Origin of the sequence: Okeania sp. SIO1H4, from assembly GCF_010672695.1 — a bacterium.
Classification (GTDB): domain Bacteria; phylum Cyanobacteriota; class Cyanobacteriia; order Cyanobacteriales; family Microcoleaceae; genus Okeania; species Okeania hirsuta.
On the sequence record NZ_JAAHGB010000022.1, the window covers coordinates 61,435 to 87,867 of the forward strand.

Below are 26,433 nucleotides of genomic sequence, written 5' to 3' on the forward strand. Positions count from 1 at the left end.
GTTGGTTATATTCAGCGTTAGCGGAGCTTTGTGTTAGCAATCGCCTACCAAATAAAATTTTGATTTTCAACTAGGCCGAAGTTCAATATTTCAGAGATTAATGTCAGAAATTGATGGCTGATATTAACATATCACTACATATACAGGACTACCAATTCTTGAACATTTCCACCTACTACCTAGCACCTCAGAAATTTACGGTCGTTAATTAAGCGGAAATGACTATAATATACAACATAAATTATGGTTAATTAAGTTGAGTAATTATAGCAGCTCCAGAAGGCAGTAGTAGAAAAAACATTTACCTTTATAAGGTCGATCATCAATCTATGTTCTCACAGTAAGTTCCTCCAGCCAATTCCCACAATTGAGAAAGAGAAGTTAATTTATAGTATTGAGCGATTGGGTATTTTCTATCCCAGAATTAATAAAAATCTTTGTAGTTAGCAGCATAACTATTTATAATTAGTTGAAAATATGGCAAATCCTGGTTTTTTAGGGTTATATAATCAAATAGGAAGAGGTCGGAAACCGAAATTAAGTGAGGCACAAAAATACCAAGTAAAACAGTGAGTCAAATCAAGGCAAAAAAACTCAGAAAAGTGGCGATCAAAATTTATCAACAATGAGGAATAGATGTGATCAAATAAGCGATCAAAATAATTATTCTGCCAATTGAATATGTTCTGAAAAAGAGTGATAAATAGGAGGGAGCAAAACCCCTGATAGTTGAGAATTAGAAGTAAATATGCCTAACTATTAGAACTGAAAGACCAAGATGAAAAAGGAGAAATTGACTTGAGATATTGAGATAAAAGTGGGTTCTCTGTGATGCCATATATTCCTGATACTTGACAGGAAAAAGGAATAATATGAAATATAAAAAAGAATGCTACTAATAATTTATTTGGTTAAAAAACTTTACCCAGAAATGTCGATTTGACTAAAAACAGAGTTGGACTCTAATAACTCTAATAAATGATATATACGCTATTCCTACTGACTCCTGACTCCTGACTTATGAATCCTTGAAACAGCCGTGGGTATTTGTAGCAAAAATTTGAGTATTTCATATAACAATAACTGCTAAAAGTTGTCAAAGTAAAAGAATTAATGTTTTAGAGTTAATGAATAGTAAAAATGAATTATATTATGAAATTAATCGAGGCACGTTCGACAGTCAAATAGTCATAGAGTTTGGAGATAAATTTATAGTCATTTCAAATAATAATGAAACACTTTTTCGGCTGAAACCCTTCTGCTGCAATAAACCCTTGTCTCAATCTAAACTGAAATGACTATAGTTACAATTTGTCTAAACCTACAGTAATCATTATGGATAAAACCTCAATTCAAAAAAAGTAATAATTTCATGAAAAAGCAAGAGAAATGGGAGTAATTTCAGTTATCAGTTAACAGTTATAAGTTAACAGTACCTCTTGCAATAAGGAGGCTTAAAATCTGGAATACTCTCTTTATCTTGGTCGATTTTATATGTCACAGGTTTTGGAGCCATCCCGCCCTACGGGAAGCTCCACTAAGGACTGTTTTTTCCTTAAAAAGGGAGGCTATTGACCATAATTTTTCGGTCAATAAATTTCCAGATTTTTGGGTTACCTACTGACTCGCCTCAGCCAAACTTAACTGAGATTATCTGGAAATTTATTAAATATCAATGGATTGAATTTGATGTGCCTCAGAGCAGGCAAAATTTACTTAATTATCTCAAAAAACTGCTTGATTATTTTGGTACAAAGTATGTAATTAATTTTGTTTAGACACTTAGTATAGTCAACTATTTAGCGTGCTATATTGTAGAATTAAAAAAGACATTAAACTAGGGTAATATAGTATTTTTAAGGAACTGTAAAAAAAACTGTAAAAATATGACTGAAATAGGAGACAAACTGCTCAAACAAGGGATATATCAATATCAAAATCATAAATTTGAAGCAGCTTTGGAATCTTGGCAAGAGGCATTAGCTATCTACCAAGAAATTTCCGACCGCCGTAAACAAGCTGCAGCTTTAGGAAATATAGGTGTTGCTTATAACACATTATTAGATTATCACTTAGCCATAGAATATTATCAACAACACTTAAATATTGCCAGAGAAATTCAAGACCGAGAAGGAGAAGGAAAAGCCTTAGGTAATTTAGGAAATGCTTATTATGCTCTAGAAAATTATTCACAAGCAGTTGCATATCAACAAAAACGTTTGACGATCGCTCAAGAAATGCAAGACGAATTTGGTTGCGAACAAGCCTACTCCAGTTTAGGGATAGCTTATCATGGTTTGGGAGAATTTGCCCAGGCCAAAGAATGTTATCAACAGCAGTTAGCTTTTGCGAAAAAAATAGATAATTATATTAGCCAAGGGGATGCTTTGTTTAATCTCCGGTTAGTATACCAATCAATGAAGGATGATGGAAAGGCAGAAGAATGTAGGCAACAACAGATAGCGATCGCCAAAGAATTATTATCAAAGCAACTGGGCAATAACTTTACAGAAATTGCTCAAACTGTAGCTCTAAATTTTACGGCAGATTTTGCAGGTAGCGATCTAAGTAGGATAGACCTCCAATATGCTAATTTTGTTGGGGCAAATTTACAAAAGACCAATCTCAGTGGCGCTAACTTAACCCTTGCGGACTTAAGTGGAGCTAATCTTAATGGTGCCAATTTAAGTAAAGCTAATCTCTGTAATGCTAATTTACGAGATGCTAAACTTGTAGAAGCTTATCTCAAAGATGCAGATTTGCGGACAAAATTACCTCGTGCCGATTTAAGCAATGCTAACCTCAGTGGTGCTGACTTGAGTAGTGCTTATCTGCCCAGTGCTAAATTAGTCAATGTAGATTTAAGTAATGCTTCTTTACAAAATGCTGACCTCAGTGGAGTTAATTTAAGTGGGGCCAATTTATATGGAGCTAATTTAAAACGGACAGATTTAAAAGATGCAATTTTAGAGAAGACAATATTTGCTCAAAATATAGGTATTTCTGAACATCAAAGGCAGGAATGGTTGAAACAAGGGGCATTATTTGAGATTTCAGAATAGAAAAATAAGCGTTGCTGATTTTAGGTATAAGTAAGATGGTTCAAAGCTAAGTAATTGAGCAGAAGTATTGATGGAGATGGGGTGATGGAATAGTTACTAAATATCGCATTTTTTATGGATGAGAAATGATATTAGTCAATGTCCTTCTTTGAAGGAGAGGTAATTGTTAATTATTAATTATTATTATTTATCGGCAGTCCTTCAACCGTAATTGTATTGATTAGAGTTGTCGCTAAATAAAGGGAAAAAATCACTCTAAGCTAGACAGAGCAATAATTCCAAGCATTATTGCCTTCCAATAGCTACAATCCTTACAGAACAAGGTTTTTAGGTATTTTTTAAGTTATAAAGCGACAAGTCTATTGAACTGGGAACAAATTACCTGTAGCGGTTTTCATTTCGGTATACCACAAGTAGGGGCGTTAACGTAGTTGTGCGCTAGCAAATGGCCATTCGCTGACGTAGAGTTTCCGCTTTATATGTTGCGGAGCAAAACGCCCCTATAGGGTTTTAGTTATGACGATGTGGTTTATCAATCAGCAAAAGCACTGTAATAATGTCAGCTATGATCGCCTCAGCTCCAATTAAAAGAAAGAGGATGTACTTCGGTTTCTTTCCTGCTCACAGTTTTTTCCACTCCAAGTCCCCCCTACTTCCCTACTCCTGACTCCTGAGTTATGACTCCTGACTCCTGAGTTATGACTCCTGACTCTAAACTGATTTTCCGGTAGTGAAAACTGCTATAACAATTAAAAATATAGCTGAGAAAATTGTTGATTCTATGACTGCAATTGAAGGATTATGGCCTCATAATATTAGCCCCAATCAACTCGCTGTGCTAGAAAGAAAATTGGTGCTTTGGTTGCGATCGCAAAAATTTGACTCTAACTTAACTTCTGAGTCATTGCAATACAAATCTTCAGAGGAATTACAAACTTTGATATTGTCTGCAACGACTGCAGGTTGTGATTTTTCAGAGTTTAGAATAATAATAAAGAAAGTGGTTGAAGCTAATACAGAAAATTTACTGGAGTTAGCAAGTATCGCTGATATAAATCCTGCTTTAGATTTTGCAGGAGCTAAGTTATTAGGAGTTAATTTATGTGGCGTTGATTTGAGTGGTGCAAATTTGTATGGAGCTTATCTACGGGGTGCAGATTTAAGTGATGCAGATTTGAGTGAAGCTAATCTTGGAAAAGTGAATTTAGGTGGAGCAGATTTGAGTGGAGCATTGTTAAGTAATGCCGATTTAACTGAGGCAAATTTGCGCCGTGTTAGTCTAGCTTTAGCTAATTTGAGTGGGGCAAATTTGAGTGGGGCAAATTTGAGTGAAGCTAATTTGAGTAATGCCAATTTAAGTGATGCAGATTTGAGTAATACTAATTTAACTGATGCCGATCTAAGTCAAGCTGGATTAGCATTAACAAATTTAAAAGGAGCTAATTTTCAGAATACAAAAGTAGAGAATGCTAGGTTATGGCATGATTCTGGTTTATCTGATGAAATGAAGCAAGATTTAATTAGTCGTGGAGCGTTTTTTGAGGATAATTAGAATCAGAGAAAAAATCATCGGCGTTGCTGAAGCGCGTGTATGATATTAATCTTAATTATTTAGGAGTCAGGAGTCAGGAAGGAAGAAAGAAGAAGAAACAGGAGTAGAAGAAGAAAGTTTTTTGTTTGCTGGCGCACAACTTTCCTGTCAAAATGCTACCGGAAATGTTAATGGGAAGTGTTGCATCAGCATAATCATGGAGCGCGGAACGGAGTTCTATATGGCTCTTATTAGGAAAAGATATCATACCTCAAATCACCAACGCCAAATCATTTAATTAATAATTATTAATCTGATTGATTTTGTATTCTTTCTGAGATTCTTCTGTTTATCCTAGCTGATGATTTTTTAGTAATTTTTGAGAGTTCAGATGAAATGGTAAAAACTAACCATGAGAAAGTTTACTAGATTATAATTCTATTAGTCAAAGTGTAATTATTCAGAATTATACTTGACTAAATTAACTCTAGCGATGGCTTTTAAATAACATCCTATTAGTGTGAAAGAGTAACTCTATATGGCAAATCAAAAATCACTTGATCAACTGCAGAAACTAATTAATGATAGTGCTCAAACTAGCAATCAAAAATTGACTAACAATTTTACTGGTATAAGTCTTGAGTGTGCTGACCTGAGTCTTTGCGATCTAAATGATATTAATTTCACTGAAGCTATTCTCAGGGACGCTTATCTAATTTGTGCCAACCTCAAAAGAACTAATTTTAGTAATAGCGATCTAAGTCATGCTAATCTGAGTGGGGCAATAATGTGGTTTGCCAACCTTAATAATGTTAATTTAAAGAGCGCAGACCTTAGAGGGATAAGTTTGAGAGATGCTAACCTAGGGAATGCTAACCTAGAGAATGCTAATCTTTGGCGTAGTGAGATTACAGATGCACAATTAATTAAAGCCAATTTTACTAATGCTAATTTAATTCGTACTAATCTCAGAAATACTAATCTCACAGATGCTAATTTTAGTTATGCTCAACTTGATGAAGCAAACATCAGCGAAGCTAATCTAGAAGGTGCTAATTTTAGTTATGCTAATTTAACAGATGTTAACCTTAAAGATTCTAATTTAAAAGGTGCTAATTTATCTAAAATTAACCTTCTTAGAGTTCAATTGAATCGAGCTAATCTAGAAGGTGCTAATCTAGAAGGTGCTAATCTAGAAGGTGCTAATTTAAGTGATACTAATCTTAATTATGCAAAGTTGATAAATGCTAACTTAAATCATGTTAATTTCAGGGGAGTAAAAATTAATTATGCAACGGAATTAGATGATAAGTGGTATCTTGTTTGGGATATTGTGAATCATGGCGCTTATGGTAGAACTTTAAATAGTGTTGACCTTGAATATGCAAACCTGAAAGGCGCTAATATGGGAAATGCTAATTTAGCAGATGCTAACCTCAGATATGCTAACTTCAGATATGCTAACCTCAGCAATACTAATCTCTCCAATAGTAAATTAACTAATGCTAATCTGACAGATGTTAATTTGATCAAAGCCAATTTGTCTAATTCTAATCTGCAAGGTGCTAACTTAAGCAACACTTTATTATTTAATGCTATCTTAAAAGGTGCTTCATTAAATGAAGCTAAATTGCTAAAAGCACAACTGTGTGATGCAGAATTATCAAATGCAAAATTGAAAATGGCAAATCTGATGGATGCTAACTTGAAAAATACTAAATTATTGAAAGCTGATTTAAGAGAAATTAACCTAGAAGGTGCAGAATTAGAAGGTGCTATATTTGGTGAAAATTTAGGAATTAATGAAGAAATGAAGCAAGAGTTAGTTAAACGTGGAGCTATTTTTCAGGATAAATATTAAAGTATAATTAGGGTTTGCTGAAAAAGTCTTTTTGTTGAGGTAGGAGTCAGGAGACAGGAGACAGGAGACAGGAGAAATGGGAATGAGCGAGGAGGTAGGAGTAAGAATTTTCCCAAGATTGTTCTGCCCAACTATGCGCCTAAAATACTAACTTTTTGAGCGTTTTAGACTGAAAAGCTTGCACTTTTTTTTACCCCAAACAGGCTAAAGTCTTTATATGTCAATGCTTAAGGTTGAGCGCATTTTTTAGTAAAAAAAAGTCCAAGCTTAATGGTCGTAATGGTTCAAAAAAGAGCGCATTTTAGGCTCATAGTTGCGCAGAATAATCCCTTGATTATTCTTCCTCTTACCTCCTCGCTCATTCCCATTTCTCCTGTCTCCTGTCTCCTGTCTCCTGTCTCCTACCCTTACCCATAAGACTTTTTCAGCAAACCCTAATTATCCGGACATGATATTACAGATTATCAGATGAACCCGCCCCTACCCCATGTTCGGACTACATCCTCTGTAATTCCTCCTGATACCAAATCCGGTTTACATAGATGGAAAGTACAAGCATTGAAATTTGTTGATTATTAAAAAAACTTACAACTTCATCAAAACTTCTGACTTCTACTTCAACTCCTCCAACACCTCTTCTGTAAAAGGATTTTCCCCTTTTTTTAAAGCATCAACCCAGCCTTGTAGTCGTGCTTTGAACTCATCATCTTCCGTCCATTTAATATACGCCTCAAAGTCTTTAATAGCTCCAGGAAAATCTCCTGTTAATGCCCGTGCCAAACCACGACTACCTATAAAACCTCCATTTTCCGGCGCGATTTTAACTGCTTTTTCACAAGCAAACATTACATCTTTGGCTCGATTATATAAGCTACCACGATGACAAATGTAACTCCAATCATCAGCAGTTATTTCTAACTCTGAATCTAATTTTTTTGCTTCTTTGTAAAGATTAATTGCTTCGTCTATTTCTCCATGTTTTGCTAATGTTTTTCCCACTTCTAATTTACTAAGAGCAGCGAAATTTTTCGCCACTGTTTCTGGATTTTTCTCTATTTCCTCTGTGTCTGAATTCAGGTCAATATCAGACTGCAACTTTTGAGCTTCCTTAAACAAAGAAATTGCCTGTTCAATTTTTCCATCTTTGGCTAAATATTTTCCCTCTTCTACTTTACCCGGAGCAGCTAATTTTTTCGCCACTGCTTCTGCATCTATTTCTATTTCCTCCGTGTCTGAATTCAGGTCAATATCAGACTGCAACTTTTGAGCTTCCTTAAACTTATTTATTGCTTCCTCAATTTTCCGGTCTTTGATCAATTGCACTGCCTTTTTTACTTTCCCTTCTGCTTGAAACTGACGCACTACTAATACTGGGTTTTGGTCTTTAACTTCCGTTTTTGGCAACAAATCAATATTGTCATCCAGTTTGATAAACGCCCTCAATAACTTCTCCGCTTCTTTTACTTTATTCTCCTGTGCTAACTCCTTTGCTATTGCTGCATTAAAGGGAAAATTAGAGCCAAGTTTAACAGCCTTTTGGAAAGCAGAAATAGCTGAGTCAACTTTTCCCTCTGCTGCTAACTTTTCACCCTGGAAAAACAAAGCCGTTACCGAAGCTTCTACTCCACAGAGACGACGCTCTTCTTCCGTGACATTGGGATTGTTTTTCAGGTAGTCACTCATCCACTGGCAAGCATGAGCTGTCAAGTCATCTTGGTTAAAGCGCCACAGTTTCACTGTCTTATCCCAACTTGTAGAAGCAATTAAATCTCCCTTGGGGCTAAATGCTACACCTATGACATAATTTTCATGTCCGGTGAGAGTATGTATCAAAGTGCCATCTGGTTTCCACAGTTTTACCGTGTTATCCCAACTTGTAGAAGCAATTAAATCTCCCTTGGGGCTAAATGCTACACCTATGACATAATTTTCATGTCCTTCTAAGCTATTGATTTCTTTATATCCTTCCCAGTTAACAGTTTGTTGCAGAATATCGGTGGTTTGTATGTTTTCTGTGCTGCCATTTGCTTGTTGCTCTAGTTTCAGCGCTGCTAACTGGAGATCTAAAGTTCTCTCTCCTGAAATTATGCGAGTTTTTAACTCTCTCATCTCAGCTTTGCGTTCGCTGCGGACAGCTTGCCGTCGTTGCATTTCTGACCACACAGCAAGTAGAGAAATTATCACAGAAAATGTAACCAACCCTGCAAATATCCGTTGACGTTGCCGTTGTTTTCTTTTTTGTTCCTGCTCTTGCAGTTGCTGACTTAACTGAATAAATTCTACTTCGTCTGGGGAAAGTTCCTCCTGACGTTGTGTCAGTTGTTCCTGTGCTTGAGCGAGTGCCACTCCCCGCAATAAAGCTCCTTGGTCTCGGTTATTCTCTTGCCAATAACTCATTGTCGCCCGCAGACGTTCCTGCCATGTTCTAAACTCCCTGCTAGCATTTATCCAATCCCGCAAAGTTCCCCACTCTCGAATTAAGGCTTCATGCACTACCTCCACCGTATTTTCCTGTTCATTCCTCCCCGTTACCACCAACCTCGCTTGATACCCCGCCAAATAACTGACTAAATTCCAATTATCTTCTCCCACTTCCCCACGGGTAGCAACACGCCTCGTATCTTCTGTACCTTCCCCCGGACGTACTAATTGTACAAATATTCGCTCTGCCTGTTTTTTCTCTGTCTCTTTTAATTGTTGAAAAATTTGTTCTGCATGATTAGCGATCGCTTTTTTTACCCCTCCTATTTCCTCATAAGCATGATGAGTTAATACTCGGTTTTCCTGTTTTGACCACAACCGAGTCAAAGCAAATTCTAATAATGGTAAATTTCCGGGTTCTTCTCCCACATCATCCAAAATTATTTCTGTTAATTTTGCCTCTAATTGTACCTCTGATTTTTGAGAAGGTAATTCAATTGCTTGTTGTAATTCTTCCCGTTTCATCGAACTAAGTAACTGTGGCGTATATTCCTGCAAAGCATCTCGAAACGGACGATAAGAAAGCACATATCCATAAAAATCCGCCCGTAATGTTAAAACCAGTTTAACATTTTCTTCTCTAATAGCTGTTAACAATGCTTCAGCAAAACGTTCCTGTTTTTCTTTCTCCCGACAAAGGGTATATAATTCTTCAAATTGGTCAACAATTAACAATAATTGTTGACCTGGATTACGTTCTAAAATGCGATTAACTACCTGTGAAAAAGTGATTTTACCTTCCTGCATATCACTTGCTAATCCCGTCGCCTCCCGCAATTTTTGCGTTTCACCCGCTTCCGGTTCCAATTGTCCAACCAACACAAAAGCCAAAGATAAAAACGGTTCTTTTCCCGGAAGAAATGATTCAATCAACCATTTTTTTTCTGTTCTCAATTGAGGAACTAATCCCGCATATACCAAAGAAGATTTACCACTACCACTAGGTCCAACTACAGCAATTAAAGGTTGTTTATGAGTTACTTCAACTAACTTATTCACAAACTTTTCTTGCCCAAAAAAGAAGTCGGCATCTTCCTCTTTAAATGCCGATAAACCTTGATAAGGATTAGGGGGAATTATATGATCATCAGTAATTAAATTCTCATCATTTATAGAAGTATCAGTTAAATCTTTTTTCTTTAAAATTGGAGTTTGATGTTCTAGGTAACTCATCATTTGTGAGCAACCTAATTCATAAGCTTCCTCCACCTCATAATCAGCAGCAAGAGCATCATAAAAAGCCACAGCAAAAGCCACCGCAGCATTATCTCCTACAGCCTTATTCATGCCAATAACATAATTAACATATTGACTAATTGCCTCCGCTTGTACTTCCGAATAACAGGCATTTAAAAGTACACATTCGACATTTTTTTTCGCAAACAATTTAAACATACTAGCCAGAGCATTTGTCTGAACCAGCACCATTTTTCCCATTTCATCTTCCAAAACAATACCATCTTGTCCCGTACCATGTCCGCAAAAGTGGATTATATGAGGTCGATAATCTAAAATAGCTCGATAAAAGTCACGGGCACGGACAGCCAATTTTTGTTGTAATTGAAATTGGTCTCGTTTATTAGCTCGGCGTAACCCTTCGTCTATTTCTCGTATTTCTTGGTCTAATCTTAGGGGGGCAGTATTTTTAGGATTAGCTGCTAGGATAAGGATGGTTTTGGCATTTGGGTTATTGGTCATTTTAGTTGTCAGTTATACAAAATTCAAAAAAAGTTTGTGCGTCTATGTATTAATTTCTCTTAGTATTGATATTGATTTTTAATATTTTAGATGTAAGTTATATTCTCTACCAATCCCACTAACAGAATAAATAGTGAACTTTTTCTGTGACAATTTTTATCCAAAATTAAAAATGCTGATATTGAATTGATTTATTGACCTAAAAAATTATTCGACTAAGTTTTCAATTGAATCAATATCACTAGGCAATTCTTGAGTCAAAACTTCAGCACCATTTGGAGTTACTAAAACATCATCCTCAATTCTAATACCTCGAACATCATCAAATTTTTCTAGCTTTTCCCAATTCACAATATCTTGATATTTTTGACGCATTTCTTTGTCATTTAAAATGCCTGGTACTTGATAAAAAGCAGGTTCAATTGTGACTAACATTCCGGGAATTAATGGACGATTTAATCGTAGAAAACCTAAACCAAAACGACTACTACGCTCCCGACCTATTTCATATCCAGCTAAATCTCCTAAATCTTCCATATCGTGAACATCTAAACCTAATAAATGACCGATTCCATGAGGAAAAAATAAGGCATGAGCATCCATTTCTACTAAGTCTTCTGCTTCACCTTTTAAAATTCCTAAATTTACTAATCCTTCCGCAATAACTTGAGCTGCTAATAGATGAATATCTAAATATTCAATACCAGGTTTTATTTGAGCAATGCAAGTATCATGAGCAGCTAAAACTACATCATAAATATCTCGTTGGGTGGGAGAAAATTTACCAGAAACAGGCCAAGTTCGAGTCACATCACTCGCCCAACCTAAATTTGTTTCTGCTCCCACATCTGCTAATAGTAAATCTCCTGTTTGTAGGGGGTGATGATATTGTTCATTGTGCAAAACTTCTCCATGTACAGTCACAATACTGGAGTAAGCACAAGTCATATTATGGGAGATAATAATACTCTCCATTGCGGCTCGGATATTAGACTCGAATTTAGAATTTTTGGTGGCTGCCATTCCAGCTTTATGAGCTTCTACAGTTACTGCTACTGCTTGTTTTATTTCTGTTAAAGCTGTGGCATCATGGCTAAGTCTTAAAGAGATAATCGCTTTTGTTAACTCTAAGTCAATTTCTTTGGGGTTATTAGGTGCAGAAATATCTCTATTCAGAGTTTTAAATTGTGTGGTTTGAGTAGGATAATTTTGCACATAAATAGTCGCAGCATTTGTGGCGCGAGATTTCAATTCTTGCATAGGAAAAGCAGCATCAGCACCAATAATTTCAGCTAGGTGATCGCGTCTAGGCATTTCTCCATGCCAAAGTAGACTACTCGGTGGTGCATTATCCATAAATAGTTCTAATTTTTCTCCATCTAAATGTATAGCAGCATCTTCAATAGGTAGTCCAGCAAAATAGAGAAAATGACTGCTAGGACGGAAGGGAAAAGTATTAGCTGGAAAGTTGCGGGGACTACGACTTCCTGACCAAAGTATGACGGGAAAATTGATTAATTTTGCTAATTTTTGTCGTCGGTTACGAAGTGTTGTTGCTAGAGAAGTATGTAAGTTAGGAATATGCATGAGAGTTATTTATATAAAGTCAGGAATAAGGAAGAAGAAAGAAGGAAGCAATGATATAAATAAATAGTTTCTAATTTCCTTTTTGCAGTATTATTTTTGATGATTGGTATCACAAATGATAGATAATTTGAAAAAATATCTATCATTTGTTATTGTAGCAGCTTAAAAAGGAAGAAGGAAGAATAAATCATAAGAAAGAAGGAAGAAGGAAGAAATAAGAAGGATATAAATCAAAATTTTCTAGTTTCCTTTTTGCCCTATGATTTTTGATAATTGGTATCACAAATGAAAGATAATTTGAAAAAATACCTATTTTACTATTGTACCAGCTAAAAAAGGAAGAAGGAAGAATAAATTAAGAGAAAGTCAACAATGATATAAATAGGACTTACACATGAACGCTATTGGTAGGGTGTGTTAGCGCTAGCGTAAGGCACCAATAACCCTTGTGTAGTGTATTTGCGTAAGTCCTGATAAATAAATAGTTTCTAGGATGAGAGAGAAATCAATTCTCAGCAAAATTTTCTAGTTTCCTTTTTGCCCTATGATTTTTGATGATTGGTATCACAAATGAAAGATAATTTGAAAAAATATCTAATTTATTATTGTACTAGCTAAAAAAGGAAGAAGGAAGAATAAATTAAGAGAAAGTCAACAATGATGTAAATAAATAGTTTCTAGGATGAGAGAGAAATTAATTCTCGGCAAAGTTTTCTAGTTTCCTTTTTGCCCTATGATTTTTGATAATTGGTATCACAAATGAAAGATAATTTGAAAAAATACCTATCTTACTATTATCCCTGGTTAAAAAGCAAGAATAAAGAAGGAAGGATAAATTAAGAGATTAGAGATAAGTCAACTCTCGGCAAAATTTTCTAGTTTCCTTTTTGCAGTATTATTTTTGATGATTGGTATCGCAAATGATAGATAATTTTAATTTTTTTAAAATTGACTATTATAGCAGGTTAAAAAGCAAGAATAAATAGGGAATGAAGCTGATAGCTGAATGCTTACGAAAATGTTTAAATAAATATAGACTTTAAGGTCAAAGTAACCTGCTTTTGTAAAATTTAGTTATGACTAGATTCTGGCTTAATAATATCCCTTAATATAGGGTTTAAAGCAAGAGCAAAAACAATAGCTGATAGCTGACGGCTGTTTGCGCAGCATCACCTAGGAAATGCTTACATAAATTATCAATTATTTCCCCCCTACTCCCTACTCCCTACTCCCTCTTTTTCAGAAATGTTAAATAATTATCTATCTAAAGCATCATATCAAGCAGTATTTCTTGGCTATAACTTTTTACCAATAATTACTTGGAAAATATTATCAAATCCCGCTGCTGAAATTGTGGCATTTTTCAACAACTATCGTATTCATAAACAGATTACATATTTGACTGTCAATAACTACGATTTAAAATTAGACATTTATCAGTCCCTCACCACCAAACCCCACCCAGTAGTTATTTTTATTCACGGTGGTGGTTGGGTAGACCGCCCAAAAGAAGTGGAATTATTTTTTTTATTGCCATATCTGAAAATGGGTTTTTCCATTGTGAATGTGGGGTATCGTTTGGCAGCACAGTCATTAGCACCCGCAGCAGTAACAGACTGTCAGTCTGCTTTAGGTTGGACGATAAAAAATTCCCAGAAGTACAATTTCGATCCGGAAAAAATCATTGTCAGTGGTTTTTCTGCCGGAGGTCATTTAGCCATGACAACTGCTATGTTACCTACTTCTGCTGATGAAGAATTGAAGGTAGCTGCGGTAGTTAATTGGTATGGCATTACGAATGTCAAAGATTTACTTGAGGGGCCGAATATTCGAGATTATGCTCTGGAGTGGATGGGCAACCAGAGCGATCGCTTGGAAATTGCCGAGAGTATTTCTCCTATTAATTATATACATTCTGAACTCCCACCAATTTTTACTGTTCACGGCGATGCTGACTTAAGTGTCCCATATAATCATGCTGTGAAATTTCATGAAGCACTTAATCAAGTTAATGTACCGAATCAATTATTAACTATTTCAGGGGGTGGACATGGAGGATTTAGTTATAGTGAAAATCTTAAAGTTTATAAACATATTGAGGATTTTTTCATAAGAAATGGTTTATTAAGTTATTAGGAATTAGGTAGTCGTGAATAATTATGGTAGAGGGTTTTTAACAACTCCCAATTCCCAATTAATATTTCTTTACCATTAATTCCTAGTACTACCGAATTAACTGCCAAAATGTCTAGAAAAACCAGAAAAAACTGAGGCAGTTTGTTAACCTTAATCAATTAAGACAAATGTTATATCTGAGTGAATTTTTAGTAGTTAATTCAGCAGTTGGTATGATGTTACCAATTTTTTCGGCAGAGGAAGTAATAACTCCACCACCGGAAATAGACCCAACTGTGGTTGATGCTCTTAAAAAAATAGACCCAGCTATGGTTGATGCTTTTATCACTGCTATAAACTTAGTTTCTATTGCGGGATACTTAATAACGGCGTTTTTCTGTTATAAGATTTACCAAAAATTAAATGTTGAAGATGCTTGGTATGCTTGGATTCCGATTTTAGGTACATACATTACTTTCAAAGCTGCTGATGAGGAAAAACCTGTACTATGGACAATTTTATCTTATATTCCATGTGTTAATATCATTGCTGCAATTAAATCAATTATGGCTTGGGTAACAATATTTAAGAAGTTGAATAAATCTCCCTGGTTACTGTTGATATGTATCATTCCTTTTGCAGCTTTCTTTGTCTTTGGATATGTAGCATTTACCTAAAGTTTTTTCAACAAAGGAAGTAGTAATATTGATTAACTACAGGAGTAATTTGAATAATGCTCAAACTTAAATACAGGAAAGTAATTTTTTTGATTCTTATTGCTATTCTGGCAGGGGGTTCGATGGCTGCTTATTCTCAATCAGAGACTAATTTTTTGCTCAAAACTATAGAATTAGTTATCTTTCAACAAGCAGCAACAATTGTAATTTATCTCAGTTGTTTTGGTTGGGATATATTGCGTAGTCGTTAATGAAGTCAGAACTCAGAACTCAGAAGTTAACCCACCCCTAACCCCTCCCAGGAGGGGAAGTAGAGGATTTGAGCAACTCTCCAAAAATATTTCGCCTTAAAAGGTGGGGTTTTAGACCCAATTATTTTGATAAATAAGTTGAAATGCAAAAGTTTTCTGAATTCTTATCAGATAAAGAACGATGTCAGCGATATGTTTATCTGGCGATCGCTCTTCTTCCTATTATTGGTAGTTACCTATTTAATTTTGGTTTGAAAATATCATTTCTAGGATGCCCACTCTTACGTTATGTAGGTATTCCTTGCCCTGGATGGGGGTTAACCCGCTCCCTGATGGCATTTGCACGAGGAAATTTGAGTCAGGCGATCGCTTATCATTTATTTGGGCCTGTATTTTTTGTTGTGTTTATAATTGCAATTTTACATATTGTTTTGGAATTAATAAATAATCGAAAAATCCGAACATTTTATGTACTTTTAATTCAAAATCATCATTTTCAGATTTTTTGTTTTCTAGTTTTATTTGGTTATCATGGAACACGACTACAAGAGTTGTGGAAAACTGGAGAAATTTATAATTTTTTGATTCATTCCACCCTGGGAAATTGGTTATTTGGGGTTATTAGTTAAGTGTGGGGACTGTAGGGAGATGGTGAATTTGGAGGTAAATTTCCATCTTTTTCCCCTATTCTATTTCTCTAGTGCAGAATGGCAGAAATAACTAACCAGTTAAAAAATCCTAAAAGCTTTACCAAGGAATACTTTTGACCTTTAACTTCCGCGTGGGAACGGGTAAGATGCTCATTCCACAAAACTATTAAAATCATCCCGCATTTATGCAACGCCTAATATGAAATATAAAAAAGAATGCTACGAATAATTTAGCTGGTTAAAAAACTTTACTGAAAAATCGTGGTCTAAAGCCTCCCATTTTTTTATTGGCATATTTGAAAATGGGTTTTTCTGTTGTGAATGTGGAGTATCGACGGAAGTAATTTACTATTTGATATAATTTCTCTAGTCAAACAAAATAATTAATTAGCAATGAATCTACAAGAACAAAATTGGACTAACCTATTCGGAAATCATACCCCAGAAGGAATAGCTTGGTATGGTATTTGGACTAGATATTCTCTAGAATTAGAAGTTATAAAATCCTTTCAAAGTATCAGAAAATTCTCAGCAAATCAGGATAAAACAGTAATTAATCAGCAAAATAATTACACTTATGCTGATGGTAGTACGGAAGAAAAACAATGGCAAATTGAGAAATAAATTGCTAATCAACCAGATGGAATGATTCATCCGGCATTTGAATCAATGAGGACATTATCTTTCAGTAAAGAAGCCAAAACTTGGATGTGTCCACAATTAAAAATAGGACATCGTTTTGGTTGTGAATTATTTTTTGAACATCAAAATTTTCGGACTAGCGTTGTTCCTATTTATGGAGAGAATGGTGAGTTAACAGGGTTTACACAAATTCGCGAACATCTTAATAGTTATCCTGAACAAAAACCAGGAGCAGAATTAAAAAATATATCGGGAAATTGGGTGGGGCAAAAACAGTCTATGACTCCCGATTTACAAATTTCTCAAGAAGCAGAAATGACAAAACTTGAGTTAGATCCAACTGCAGGTAAAAATCAAACATTTTTTCTGCCTGATGGTATAGTTATAAATGTTCCTGAAAAGGTAAAAATAGGAGAAGAATTTGAACTGGTAGTAGGTAAGATGGTAATTGAAAATAAGTATAAACGAATGATTATTAAATACGATAAAGATGGCAAATTTATTCAGTTAATTTCTGAAGTATTTGACCAGAAAAATTAAACTAAAAAAATAGTGGTAGGTCATTTCAGTTATTAGTTATCATTTTCTTTGTGGGTTTAATACCCCACCGTCAACGGGGGTGTTCAAAATTACTTGGGGGAGCGTAGATGCGGAGCGGCCCTTCGTTGACTATCCCCATGTAATTTTCCTCCTGTCTCCTGTCTCCTGTCTCCTGTCTCCTTCTTCAATAGTTATCAGTTATTAGTTATCAGTACCTCTGCAATCAGGAGGCTTGACATCAGAAATATTCTCTTTTTTTCTCAAAATAATTGGGTCGCGCAACCCCGCCTTTTAAAGCGAAATATTTTTGGAGCGAGGCTTAAATCCCCGTTAAAAAAATAACTTATGACTTCGTTAACCCCTTAAAAGGGGAGGCGCATACCCACAATTTTTCGGTAATATCAAATCCAGTGTTATTGTATAAAATTGTATAGAAAGCAGGTTTGTGTTAATGGTAATAAATGTATTCCATAACAAACCTCTTTCTAACAAGGAACAGAGTTAGACATGGCGATCGCTCAAACCTTGATTCAGGTTCACGGAGGCAAAATTGAAGTAACCAGTAAAGTTGGTGTAGGGAGTTGTTTTTGGGTAAAAATTCCGGTAGTGGTAAAGAAGTAATACTATTTTCAAAAAATATTGCTACCTTGAATAACCAAGGTCTTATACTAATTTGAAAAAAGAATGTTACGAATAATAAGTGCGATAGAACTCCGTTCCGCTGACGCGGTCGTGCATACTTTACAGGAAATGTCCCTTTGATAAAGCGGTGCGACCCCGCGACTACGACAGTCGCACCTGGTAGCGCATCAAGAGAAAAAGAGAATTTACTAGCTCAAAACTGGTATTGAAGCCATTCCCGTGTGACTCAGTCCGACTGACTTCCCCTCCCAGGAGGGGGAGGGGCGAGGGGTGGGTTGACTCCTAAGAAATACCCTAGCTATTTGTAGCAAACATTTATAGAATTGATATTAGGCATTATACTATGTTCGGACGGGTCAGTTATAAATAAAATTCAAGAACTGACAGTACCGAAGAAATACTGAAATTATCTTTGACTTTTCTTCTTTCCTCCTTTCTTCCCTCCTGACTTCTGACTGTTTCTTTTATACTAAATTTTAATGTAGATTATTAAGCTCCGCCATTATAAGTTCCTTGTATTTTCCCATCCAACCAAAGTTGCTGCAATTTATGCAATATATCTTCCGAAAGATTAGGTAATCTAGCTACAGAAGCATTCCTACGAATATGCTCGGTACTTGAGGAACCCGGAATCACAGAAGTAACAGTTTGATTGTTCAGGATATATTTTAACCCTATCTCTGACATAGATAAATTAATATCTTTGACAATTGGTTTAATCAAATCAACCATTTCTACCTGTCTTGCTACCCAATCATCAGGAGTCCATAATCCACGCCAATCCCCTTGTGGAAACTTTTGAGAGTGTGTCCAGCCACTAACTAATGCACCAGAACTAAATGGACAGCGTGCTATAATCCCGACCTGATGTTTTTGAGCCATCGGAAACAATGTATATTCAGGTTCTTGCTCCAAAATATTATAAACCACCTGAACAACATCAATCCGCCCTGCTTCAATATGACTATTAGCTTCACCAGCACGGCGATCGCCAACCGATATACCAATGGCTCTAATTTTACCCAGTTCTTTTAGCTTTAGCATCGCTTCATACCATTCCGTACAATGACCCCAGGCCAGATTCCAAGTATGCAAAAATAAAATATCAATGCACTCCCGCCGTAAATTTTTGAGGGTAGTGTCGCAACATTTTACGATCCAATCAGAGGAAAAATAATCCTGAATCTTACTTTGAGGTTTTGGAGACCAGTCATCGCATTGAGGCGGAATTTTACTAGAAATTACTACCGAAGAATTTCCCTGTAAAGCTTTACCGATTACCTGTTCACAATAACCATTTCCGTAGTCTAAAGCCGTATCTAAGTAATTAATATCTGCATCTATTGCTGCCTCAATTGCCTGGATATATTCTGCTTCCGTTTTTTTTCCCCACACATCCCCTGAAAGTTGCCAAGTACCTAGACCAACTTCACTAATTTCAATATTGGTCTTTCCTAACTGACGCTTTTTCATTACTAATTCTCCTGATTGAGCATTACTTGATACATTCAGGACTTACGCATAAAGTAGGAAAAACTGGGATTTCAGATTGATTCCCTATCGTTGGCAATGACGGAAATACTTTGTGCTGCGTAAGTCCTAACATTTTTAAATTGATATCATGTGCTTGTAAATAACCGTTATTGCGTTGATAAATCGTTGGCGAAGCATGACAAACCGAAAGCAATTCCCAAGTTTAGTGACTGCATTGTTTCAATTCTTTCCACTCCCAATGATCTCAACTCTGCTTAATTCGGTATAAAAATCTGAGCGCCATAGGGCAAATCTTTCTAAATTTTTCTTCCCTCCTGACTCGGTCCTTCCCCTCCTGGGAGGGGTTAGGGGTGGGTTGACTCCTGACTCCTTATCTAAATTACACAAATGCTACCAGACTTGATCTGACATATTACAAACTATTTGCCGGATATCATCTGATGCTCTTGCCTCCTTCTAACTGAGCTAGCTTTTCAGTTAATGGATTAATGATGAGCTTGTAGATGTGATATATACTCGAAATATCCTTTAGAGGGAAACGCTTGACGTGCCAAAAACCATTTAGTTCAGACCCGAAATCATTAGGAGAAAAACGACCTACAATCCATCCGTCTGATTCTTCTTCCGCTGTTGTTTCAATACGTATCCATTTCCAAATCATTTCCGCAACATCATAAATCCGAGTTTCAGGATGAGTAGGTTTTGGCTCAATAATAGCAATCCAACATTCGGGTTCGTCCACATCAACTACATTAGGATCGTCACATCCTACCCAAACCCAAACAAAGGCTATATACTGCACTTGCTTTGCTGGATAATCATCGATAGGAGTATCGTCTACTAAATAATCTGCATTAACATAAAAGCGACCCAACCAAAATGGTAGTCCTGAATCGTAAGGTTCTTTGCGATTTAATAAAGTATAGTTATCTAAGAACATATACTCGTCATCACAAACTGAGAACAGCTTATTTAGGGATATAGGTAAGAATTTTTTGGCGTTATGCTCAGATGCGAATCGGTTATCTAGAACCTTAAACAAGCTTCCAACCTGCTGGTGATAAGCCAGCATTACCTTGTAGCTTTGAGTAACTTGCTCCATAATATCCTTACTTATCATCATGCTTTTCTCCTTATAAGATACAACATATTTATATTATACATCTCCAGAAAAGAGGTAACAGGGAACAGGGAGCAGGGAACAGGGAGAATTAACGAAGTCAGAAGTCAGAAGTTAGAAGTTATTTTTGTAACGGGGATTTGAGCAACTATCCAAAAATATTTCGCCTCTTAAGGCGGCGTTGCGCGACCCAATTATTTTGATAATTGACAATTTATGGATAAGAATTGATTTTATTTTTAATTTTAGGAGATGTCTATTAAGTTCAGATCATTAGCTATAGTACCATTAGTTGGGTTCAGCAGTGCAGGGAGACAAATTTCGTTACAGACTTAAGTTCTGTTGCAGTTTTTTACTTAAAGTCTCAGAGCTGATTCATAAAGTAAATCTTAAATTAGCTAGTCGCTTGACCATGAGTTGGATTAATGAGCCATAAATCATTGCTTCACTTACATCTGAATAGACTTCATAATCCTTACATAGCGCGCCTAAATCTATTTAGCCACCCATGCATTGCGTTCAACAATCCATCGTTTAGGCGTAAATAGAAGGTGGGCGTTATTTAGTGCAGCGAGTCAGAAAAACTCTGAAGCTCTTGTGATTCCGTTCCGTTATTGTCTGAAATAACTTTCAGACAATAAAAAAGCAAGATAGCTAAAAGCTATACAAGTCAATGTTTTCAAGCTTTAATTAGCCCTGGTTGCACGAACCTTTGATCTACGCCGAGAAATAATATAACCGCTCAATAATCCGGGGTAAATCGGTAAATAGCAAGCCTCAAATGGCGTAAAATCTTTCCTAAACTGCATAACTGCCAAGACATCAGAAATACAAGTTTCTAGAAAATAATCGGAGTTCTAACTAAAATGGCTGAATTTTTTGAAGACGTTGAAATTCAAGATGGAGATCTTATCTTAAAAGGGTCAAATATAGCGAAGCTGCTATGAGGGGCAATCTAGGAATGAAAGCCTTACTCTGTAAGCATCTCAGGAACTGCTCTTTTCACGATTACATCCAATGAAATATTACACAATATTAGACATTCTAGTGATCCTGTGAATCGCTAAAAAGCATATATGGTGGTTTTTTTACTAGCTTTTGCGTGTCAAGTGTACCATCACTCTCCCAACGGCTGAAAGCTGCAATAATATCTAAATTGCCCTCTATGACAACTTCGCTATATTTACCCCGTTCTAGAATTGTATCGGTTGTGAATAACAAGAGTAACCGCATTTTTACAGAAGTGTTTCTACATTTAATCTACGGCAAACAGCCGTTCGCACCTACATCTAATCTACCAATGGAGATAATTATGAGTAATCAAAAACATCGTTTAATCAATCAAGCAATCTTAGGTATTGCTACTACTTTCGGTCTGTTTTCGGCCTCCGTCGCTAATGCTGCATCTCTCAATGTTCTGTGGTATGGTCAGACCGATGCTTACAATGCCAAAATCTCGGAGTAAGCTGCTCTAGCACCAACATTTGACCCAGAAGGAGATGGCAGTTTAGATTGGAATCTCACTTTCTGGAATCCCCAAGACTCCACACCCAACTTTTCTAATTATGATGTTTTAGCGATCGGAACTGCTTGGAGTGAATCAATATTAAATTTTGACCCCACTGGGATTTTGAATAACAAAAGCGCAATATCTACAGCCAGGGGAAACCGTACTTTCCTGAGCGGTCAGGACGCTGACAATCACTATAGTGGCACTCCTGGTCCTCGTCCTAACGGTCCTCTCGGTTTCTTAGTCAATGCCGTTAACTGGGCAGGTAGTGGAGAAGGCATGGGTATTGTTGTTTTGCCAGATGGTGGGGACTCTCGAGACCCTAGAAGTCGAAAGTGGTGGCTAAACGATCGCTCTTTTTTGAAAGATGAATTGGAAGGTTATGTTTCATATTTCTGGGAAGAAAATGTGGTTATTCCCACAGAGACCTCGGACTTTCCAGTAAATGAAGGTTTAACAACCGCAGGTTTGAGTAACTGGCGTCAATCTGCCCACGCTGCCTTTGACAAAAATATTCCTGGTTACTTATCTATTAATGATGCTGGTTCTCGTCCTGGTTATGCGGTTACTATTGTCACTGACTCCGAAGCTGATGGTGACACTTTGGGGCAGGAAACAGAAAAAGTTCCCGAACCAGGTTCAATTTTTGGTCTATTTCTATTGGGTAGTTTGGGCGTTCGTTCTGTACTATTGCGTATATCGCAATAATACAAGACATCGGTATTTCTCAAGTTGAGTCCGAGTCCGTGGCAACGTTATATAGCAGGGAACAGGGAACAGGGAACAGGGAACAGTGGTAAAAGCTTTTCTCTGTCTCAGGTTCATCATCAATCTCTGTCCTAACCAACTCTTTCCTTGTTATATGGGAGCAATACATGGTTTTGCCACCCTATTAGCAACAGTTCTGATCTCTTATGCAGGACATCTAGCATTTCCCCTATTACGAGGAGTTCGGAAAATTCTCCCTCAAATGCGTACCCTTACCTTTTGGTCAACCTGCTTGTCATTTTTCGCCATTACTTCCGGAAATTGGGTATATATGCGCTATCGTTATCCTGCCAACGGTGCAAGAGCTTGGTTGCTGGAAAATACGCTTTTAGTGCATTACCTATTTATGGAAGATCACGAATTCAGTGTTCTGTTTACCCTATCCTTTAGGTGCTGCCTGTACCTGGGTTTTGTGGAAATATGGCGACTCAATTTTAGAGCAAAAAAATCGTCCTGTTCTTACCGGAACTTTTTAGCATTGATGGCAATGATGTTCTTTGATATTGGCGGGTTGGTAAGTGGTTTGAATGTTGCCAGCATGCACTCTCTGTAGTCATTTATCAGTTATCAGTTACAATACTTACGGAAACCAACCAAGAAACCAGGTTTATTGCCTTGATTATTGTTAAAACTACAAAATTCGTTCATAAACCGGGTTTCTGCGTAATTCCTGAATCTTTTTACTGTTATACCAAGTGTGAAAAAAGAATGTTACGAATAGTAAGAAGAATAAAAAGACACGTGCAGGATATGTCCTTTGACAAAGCAGTCGCTAACGCCATCCCACCATCGACCAAGAGAGCGGTGCGACCCCGCGACGACGCCAGTCGCACCTGGTAGCGCACCAAGAGAAAAGAATGATTTGCGATCTGAAAAATGGTATTAAAGCTATTCCCGTGTGACTCTGTCTTCCTGAGTTCCTCTCCTGGTTCCCCTCCTGGGAGGGGCGGGGGTGGGTTGGGCGCGCGGGTAGGTTGACTCCTAAGAAATATCAAGGAAAAATCTGGCGTTGCCTAAGTTTTCAGCATGGGGAGTAAGTGTAATCCGAAAGGAGGATGCGTTAGTGCGTGATTAATAGACTTGTCGCTTTATAACTTAAAAAAAACCAAAAACCTTGTTCTATAAGGATTATAGCTATTGGGAAGCAAAAAGCCTTGCAATGATTGCTCTGTCTAGGTTGGAGCGATTTTTTCCTCTATTAAGCGACAAGTCTAATGTAGCGTAGGGTCAGAGCATATCCTGTACTGCTCTATAAAACTGACACAAAGCGTCACATAAAGTGACAACTTGATGTTTACTTCCTGCTTCTTGTGAGGCCGTCGGCGGTTACTCATCCACAGGCATTCACGGTCGAGCTGACCGCATTTCTTAAATTTATACTTGCGTTTAAATCTCTATCTATTGACAACCCACAGTCAGGGCAATCATAAGTCCTTAGATTTAATGGCATATCATGGATTTCATGTCTGTGTGAACACATTCTGTCTAATAGTAGGCGAATGTAACGTATTATATCGTTATTCTTTGATTAAGTCAATGCTCTCCACTCTACCCGCACTCTCCACACTCCCCACACTCCCCCTATATTTTTAAATAAATCCCAAATGGGTTCTATGTTCCCTGTTCCCTGTTCGCTGTTCCCTATTTTCTGGAGATATCCATTAATTGTGAATAACGATGATTGTCAATTTTGTCAAATGTACCATTGTAAACAAAGTTTCTGGGCATATCTGCGTTAAAGAAGTCGTGAGGAAAACCAAGTTCAATTTGACTTACTTTCTCAAGTTGCTGAATTTGATCTGCTGATAATTTCACATCCACACATTGAATATTATCTTCAATGTGAGAAACTTTTCTAGCTCCAATAATAGGAATTACACCCTTATTTAATAACCAATTTAAAGCAACTTGTGACGAACTCTTTCCTATTTCTTCTGCAACTTTATCTACTTCTTTTGCAATACTCAAATTACGATCGCTCTGATTCACAAAATCTTTCATCATTTCATTGTCTAGTCTGCGCTCTTCTTCTACTGTATTAGCTTTGGTATATTTGCCAGTCAACCAACCACTAGCTAGAGGCGACCACGCAGTTACTCCAATATCCAAAGTCTTCGCCATCGGCAAAATTTCCCTTTCTGGAGTGCGTTGAATCAGACTATACTCAATTTGTAAACCGATAAATTGTGTCCAACCCCGTAATTCAGCCAAGGTATTGCATTGAGAAACAACCCAAGCAGGAGCATCGGAAATACCAATATATAATACTTTTCCTGCTCTAACCAAATCGTCAAATGCCCGCATTACTTCTTCCGGTGGAGTCATAAAATCCCAAGCGTGCAACCATAAAACATCGATATAGTCAGTATTAAGACGTTTGAGACTAGCTTCTACCGACTGCACCATATTTTTGCGTTGGTTTCCGCCACCATTTGGATTATTATCGCCAAAACCATTGGTATATTTAGTGGCTAAAACAACAGCATTTCTTTCCGAGGCAATAAACTCACCGAGAAATTTCTCACTTGTACCGTTGGTGTAAATGTTGGCAGTATCAATAAAATTACCGCCTGCTTCACGGAAGACTTGATAAATTCTTTGGCTTTCTTCTTTAGAAGAACCCCAACCCCAGTCTTCGCCAAAGGTCATTGTGCCCAAGCATAGTTCGGATACTCTGAGTCCACTTTTTCCTAATAATTTGTACTGCATCTTGTCATCTACTCCTAAATAATTAACTGAGTGAAATTAGTTAATGAAACAATATCTATGATAGTTTATAGTTATATCATGTCCGGTTGAACAGTGATAAATAAATAACTACGGAGTCCTCAGGAGTCAGTCCTCAGGAGTCAGGAGGGAAGAAAGAAGAAGGAAGAAGAAGAACTGGAGTTGAAGGAGAGAGTTTTCTGATCACTAATTATCCGGACATGATATTAGTTATTTGGTGGTGATGCATAGTAATGGTAAAGGAAGCACCGGGAGTGTTGGAGAAATTAAAAAATATATATCCTCACCATTACCATGCAGGACTACCAGCTATTTTTGCTAATCACCTACCTAGAGGAGGTAATTATAGCGGTTTTCATTAATATAGAATACAGCTGTCAGGTCTGTAACTTATTAAAATTAAAACATACTTATATTTTGTCTGTAGTCTACCTTTGTGAAAACCGCTATAATATTGCTTGATTATTCTGCTTCATCATCATCATAAACCAAAGGTCTAGTTAAACACAATGGACGTAATTTTTACTTGAAAGTAGATATTTCCTAAGTTTTTACACAAACGATACCATATGATATCAATTTGTCTATACTAGCTTATAGCCCTGTGCGCAGGCAACAGCTCATCTGGCAACAGCTCATCTGGGGGAATAAATTGCCGTTTGCGCAGCATTCCGAAGGAATAATATAAGATTTTTAGCTATTTGGCCACTCCTGCAATTTGTAAATATACCAGCGCTCATTGCTATATATCATGTTCCCCCGGAGGGGGAGCTACGAATTGCGGATAATCAGTTATAAAAAAACTTCTGGCCTTGAAGCTTTCTTTCCCTTCTGCCTTCCCCTCCTGGGAGGGGGAGGGGCGAGGGGTGGGTTGCCTTCTGCCTTCCTTCCTCCAAAGTGTAAGTATTCAACCAAACATGATATTACCCTCTGAGCAAGAAATCATCTTTACTAATAGATGCAATATTAGTTAGATTAGCAAATTCACCCCCACTGCCAAATTCTGCTTCTGTACCGTTAGCATTGTAGAACAATTTGCCGTTGTTGCTGTTATAAACAATAAATGCTTCTGAAGTT

General features: G+C 36.8%; 20 protein-coding genes and 2 pseudogenes. 14 read left to right on the forward strand and 8 right to left on the reverse strand.

The genetic code is table 11. The features are described 5' to 3' along the window. Positions 1–1,886: 1,886 nt before the first annotated feature. The 3 genes from F6K06_RS16725 to F6K06_RS16735 all read left to right on the forward strand — a co-directional run bounded on the left by F6K06_RS16725 (position 1,887) and on the right by F6K06_RS16735 (position 6,454). Positions 1,887–3,062 (forward strand): pentapeptide repeat-containing protein, encoded by a 1,176-nt coding sequence (locus F6K06_RS16725; protein WP_124143092.1) that lies wholly within the window; start codon positions 1,887–1,889, stop codon positions 3,060–3,062. A gap of 730 nt (positions 3,063–3,792) precedes the next feature. Continuing rightward, positions 3,793–4,614 carry a pentapeptide repeat-containing protein gene (locus tag F6K06_RS16730; RefSeq protein ID WP_240038761.1) on the forward strand — a complete coding sequence of 274 codons (822 nt, stop codon included), beginning with the start codon at positions 3,793–3,795 and terminating at the stop codon, positions 4,612–4,614. Between the two features lie 517 nt (positions 4,615–5,131). Beyond that, complete coding sequence (locus tag F6K06_RS16735) at positions 5,132–6,454, forward strand: pentapeptide repeat-containing protein (protein ID WP_124143093.1); 1,323 nt, start codon at positions 5,132–5,134, stop codon at positions 6,452–6,454. Between the two features lie 612 nt (positions 6,455–7,066). Here the strand turns inward: F6K06_RS16735 and F6K06_RS16740 are convergent. Then, entirely contained in the window at positions 7,067–10,633 is a 3,567-nt protein-coding gene (locus F6K06_RS16740) for a CHAT domain-containing protein (protein ID WP_287242148.1), read from the reverse strand. A gap of 207 nt (positions 10,634–10,840) precedes the next feature. Further along, a complete protein-coding gene (locus F6K06_RS16745) occupies positions 10,841–12,220 on the reverse strand; it encodes an aminopeptidase P family protein (protein ID WP_287242146.1) in 1,380 nt (459 codons plus the stop codon). Between the two features lie 1,245 nt (positions 12,221–13,465). Between F6K06_RS16745 and F6K06_RS16750 the strand changes: the two genes are divergently transcribed. From F6K06_RS16750 to F6K06_RS34020, 7 genes and pseudogenes are all read left to right on the forward strand, one after another. Next, positions 13,466–14,356 (forward strand): alpha/beta hydrolase, encoded by an 891-nt coding sequence (locus F6K06_RS16750; RefSeq protein ID WP_287242144.1) that lies wholly within the window; start codon positions 13,466–13,468, stop codon positions 14,354–14,356. A 167-nt stretch (positions 14,357–14,523) separates the two neighbouring features. Continuing rightward, positions 14,524–15,012, forward strand: coding sequence for a DUF5684 domain-containing protein (locus tag F6K06_RS16755; protein WP_287242142.1), 489 nt, complete (start codon positions 14,524–14,526; stop codon positions 15,010–15,012). A 56-nt stretch (positions 15,013–15,068) separates the two neighbouring features. Then, positions 15,069–15,263 (forward strand): hypothetical protein, encoded by a 195-nt coding sequence (locus F6K06_RS16760; protein ID WP_287242139.1) that lies wholly within the window; start codon positions 15,069–15,071, stop codon positions 15,261–15,263. Positions 15,264–15,406: 143 nt separating this feature from the next. Next, positions 15,407–15,892, forward strand: a complete 486-nt coding sequence (locus F6K06_RS16765) for a DUF2752 domain-containing protein (RefSeq protein WP_287242136.1) — start codon at positions 15,407–15,409, stop codon at positions 15,890–15,892. Between the two features lie 414 nt (positions 15,893–16,306). Beyond that, a pseudogene (locus F6K06_RS34010) lies at positions 16,307–16,753 on the forward strand (DUF3598 family protein); the annotation flags it as partial. Positions 16,754–16,870: 117 nt separating this feature from the next. Beyond that, positions 16,871–17,095, forward strand: a complete 225-nt coding sequence (locus F6K06_RS34015) for a hypothetical protein (protein ID WP_353734945.1) — start codon at positions 16,871–16,873, stop codon at positions 17,093–17,095. A 504-nt stretch (positions 17,096–17,599) separates the two neighbouring features. Continuing rightward, a pseudogene (locus F6K06_RS34020) lies at positions 17,600–17,716 on the forward strand (hypothetical protein); the annotation flags it as partial. A 209-nt stretch (positions 17,717–17,925) separates the two neighbouring features. Here F6K06_RS34020 and F6K06_RS16775 read toward each other — a convergent pair. The 3 genes from F6K06_RS16775 to F6K06_RS16785 form a co-directional block, all read right to left on the reverse strand. Beyond that, entirely contained in the window at positions 17,926–18,048 is a 123-nt protein-coding gene (locus tag F6K06_RS16775) for a hypothetical protein (RefSeq protein WP_287287239.1), read from the reverse strand. Positions 18,049–18,226: 178 nt separating this feature from the next. Next, positions 18,227–19,210 (reverse strand): aldo/keto reductase, encoded by a 984-nt coding sequence (locus F6K06_RS16780; protein ID WP_124143100.1) that lies wholly within the window; start codon positions 19,208–19,210, stop codon positions 18,227–18,229. Positions 19,211–19,664: 454 nt separating this feature from the next. Continuing rightward, positions 19,665–20,354 (reverse strand): hypothetical protein, encoded by a 690-nt coding sequence (locus tag F6K06_RS16785; RefSeq protein ID WP_124143101.1) that lies wholly within the window; start codon positions 20,352–20,354, stop codon positions 19,665–19,667. Positions 20,355–21,561: 1,207 nt separating this feature from the next. Here F6K06_RS16785 and F6K06_RS16790 point away from each other — a divergent pair. The 3 genes from F6K06_RS16790 to F6K06_RS16800 all read left to right on the forward strand — a co-directional run bounded on the left by F6K06_RS16790 (position 21,562) and on the right by F6K06_RS16800 (position 23,182). Continuing rightward, entirely contained in the window at positions 21,562–21,816 is a 255-nt protein-coding gene (locus tag F6K06_RS16790; RefSeq protein WP_287308866.1) for a hypothetical protein, read from the forward strand. Positions 21,817–21,981: 165 nt separating this feature from the next. Then, on the forward strand, positions 21,982–22,569 hold the full coding sequence (locus F6K06_RS16795) for a PEP-CTERM sorting domain-containing protein (RefSeq protein ID WP_287242128.1): 588 nt from the start codon (positions 21,982–21,984) through the stop codon (positions 22,567–22,569). Positions 22,570–22,654: 85 nt separating this feature from the next. After that, positions 22,655–23,182 (forward strand): hypothetical protein, encoded by a 528-nt coding sequence (locus tag F6K06_RS16800; protein ID WP_205127218.1) that lies wholly within the window; start codon positions 22,655–22,657, stop codon positions 23,180–23,182. Positions 23,183–23,959: 777 nt separating this feature from the next. Here F6K06_RS16800 and F6K06_RS16805 read toward each other — a convergent pair. Both F6K06_RS16805 and F6K06_RS16810 read right to left on the reverse strand, forming a co-directional pair. Further along, the gene (locus F6K06_RS16805) at positions 23,960–24,109 is read right to left on the reverse strand and encodes a zinc ribbon domain-containing protein (protein WP_375339360.1); all 150 of its coding nucleotides are present in this window, start codon (positions 24,107–24,109) and stop codon (positions 23,960–23,962) included. A gap of 161 nt (positions 24,110–24,270) precedes the next feature. Then, positions 24,271–25,338, reverse strand: a complete 1,068-nt coding sequence (locus F6K06_RS16810) for an aldo/keto reductase (RefSeq protein ID WP_124143103.1) — start codon at positions 25,336–25,338, stop codon at positions 24,271–24,273. Between the two features lie 251 nt (positions 25,339–25,589). On the opposite strand from F6K06_RS16810, the gene F6K06_RS16815 reads away from it, so the two are divergent. Next, entirely contained in the window at positions 25,590–25,718 is a 129-nt protein-coding gene (locus F6K06_RS16815) for a hypothetical protein (protein ID WP_275670268.1), read from the forward strand. A gap of 430 nt (positions 25,719–26,148) precedes the next feature. Here the strand turns inward: F6K06_RS16815 and F6K06_RS16820 are convergent, their stop codons facing one another. Further along, positions 26,149–26,271 (reverse strand): hypothetical protein, encoded by a 123-nt coding sequence (locus F6K06_RS16820; RefSeq protein WP_287286855.1) that lies wholly within the window; start codon positions 26,269–26,271, stop codon positions 26,149–26,151. Between the last annotated feature and the right edge of the window lie 162 nt (positions 26,272–26,433).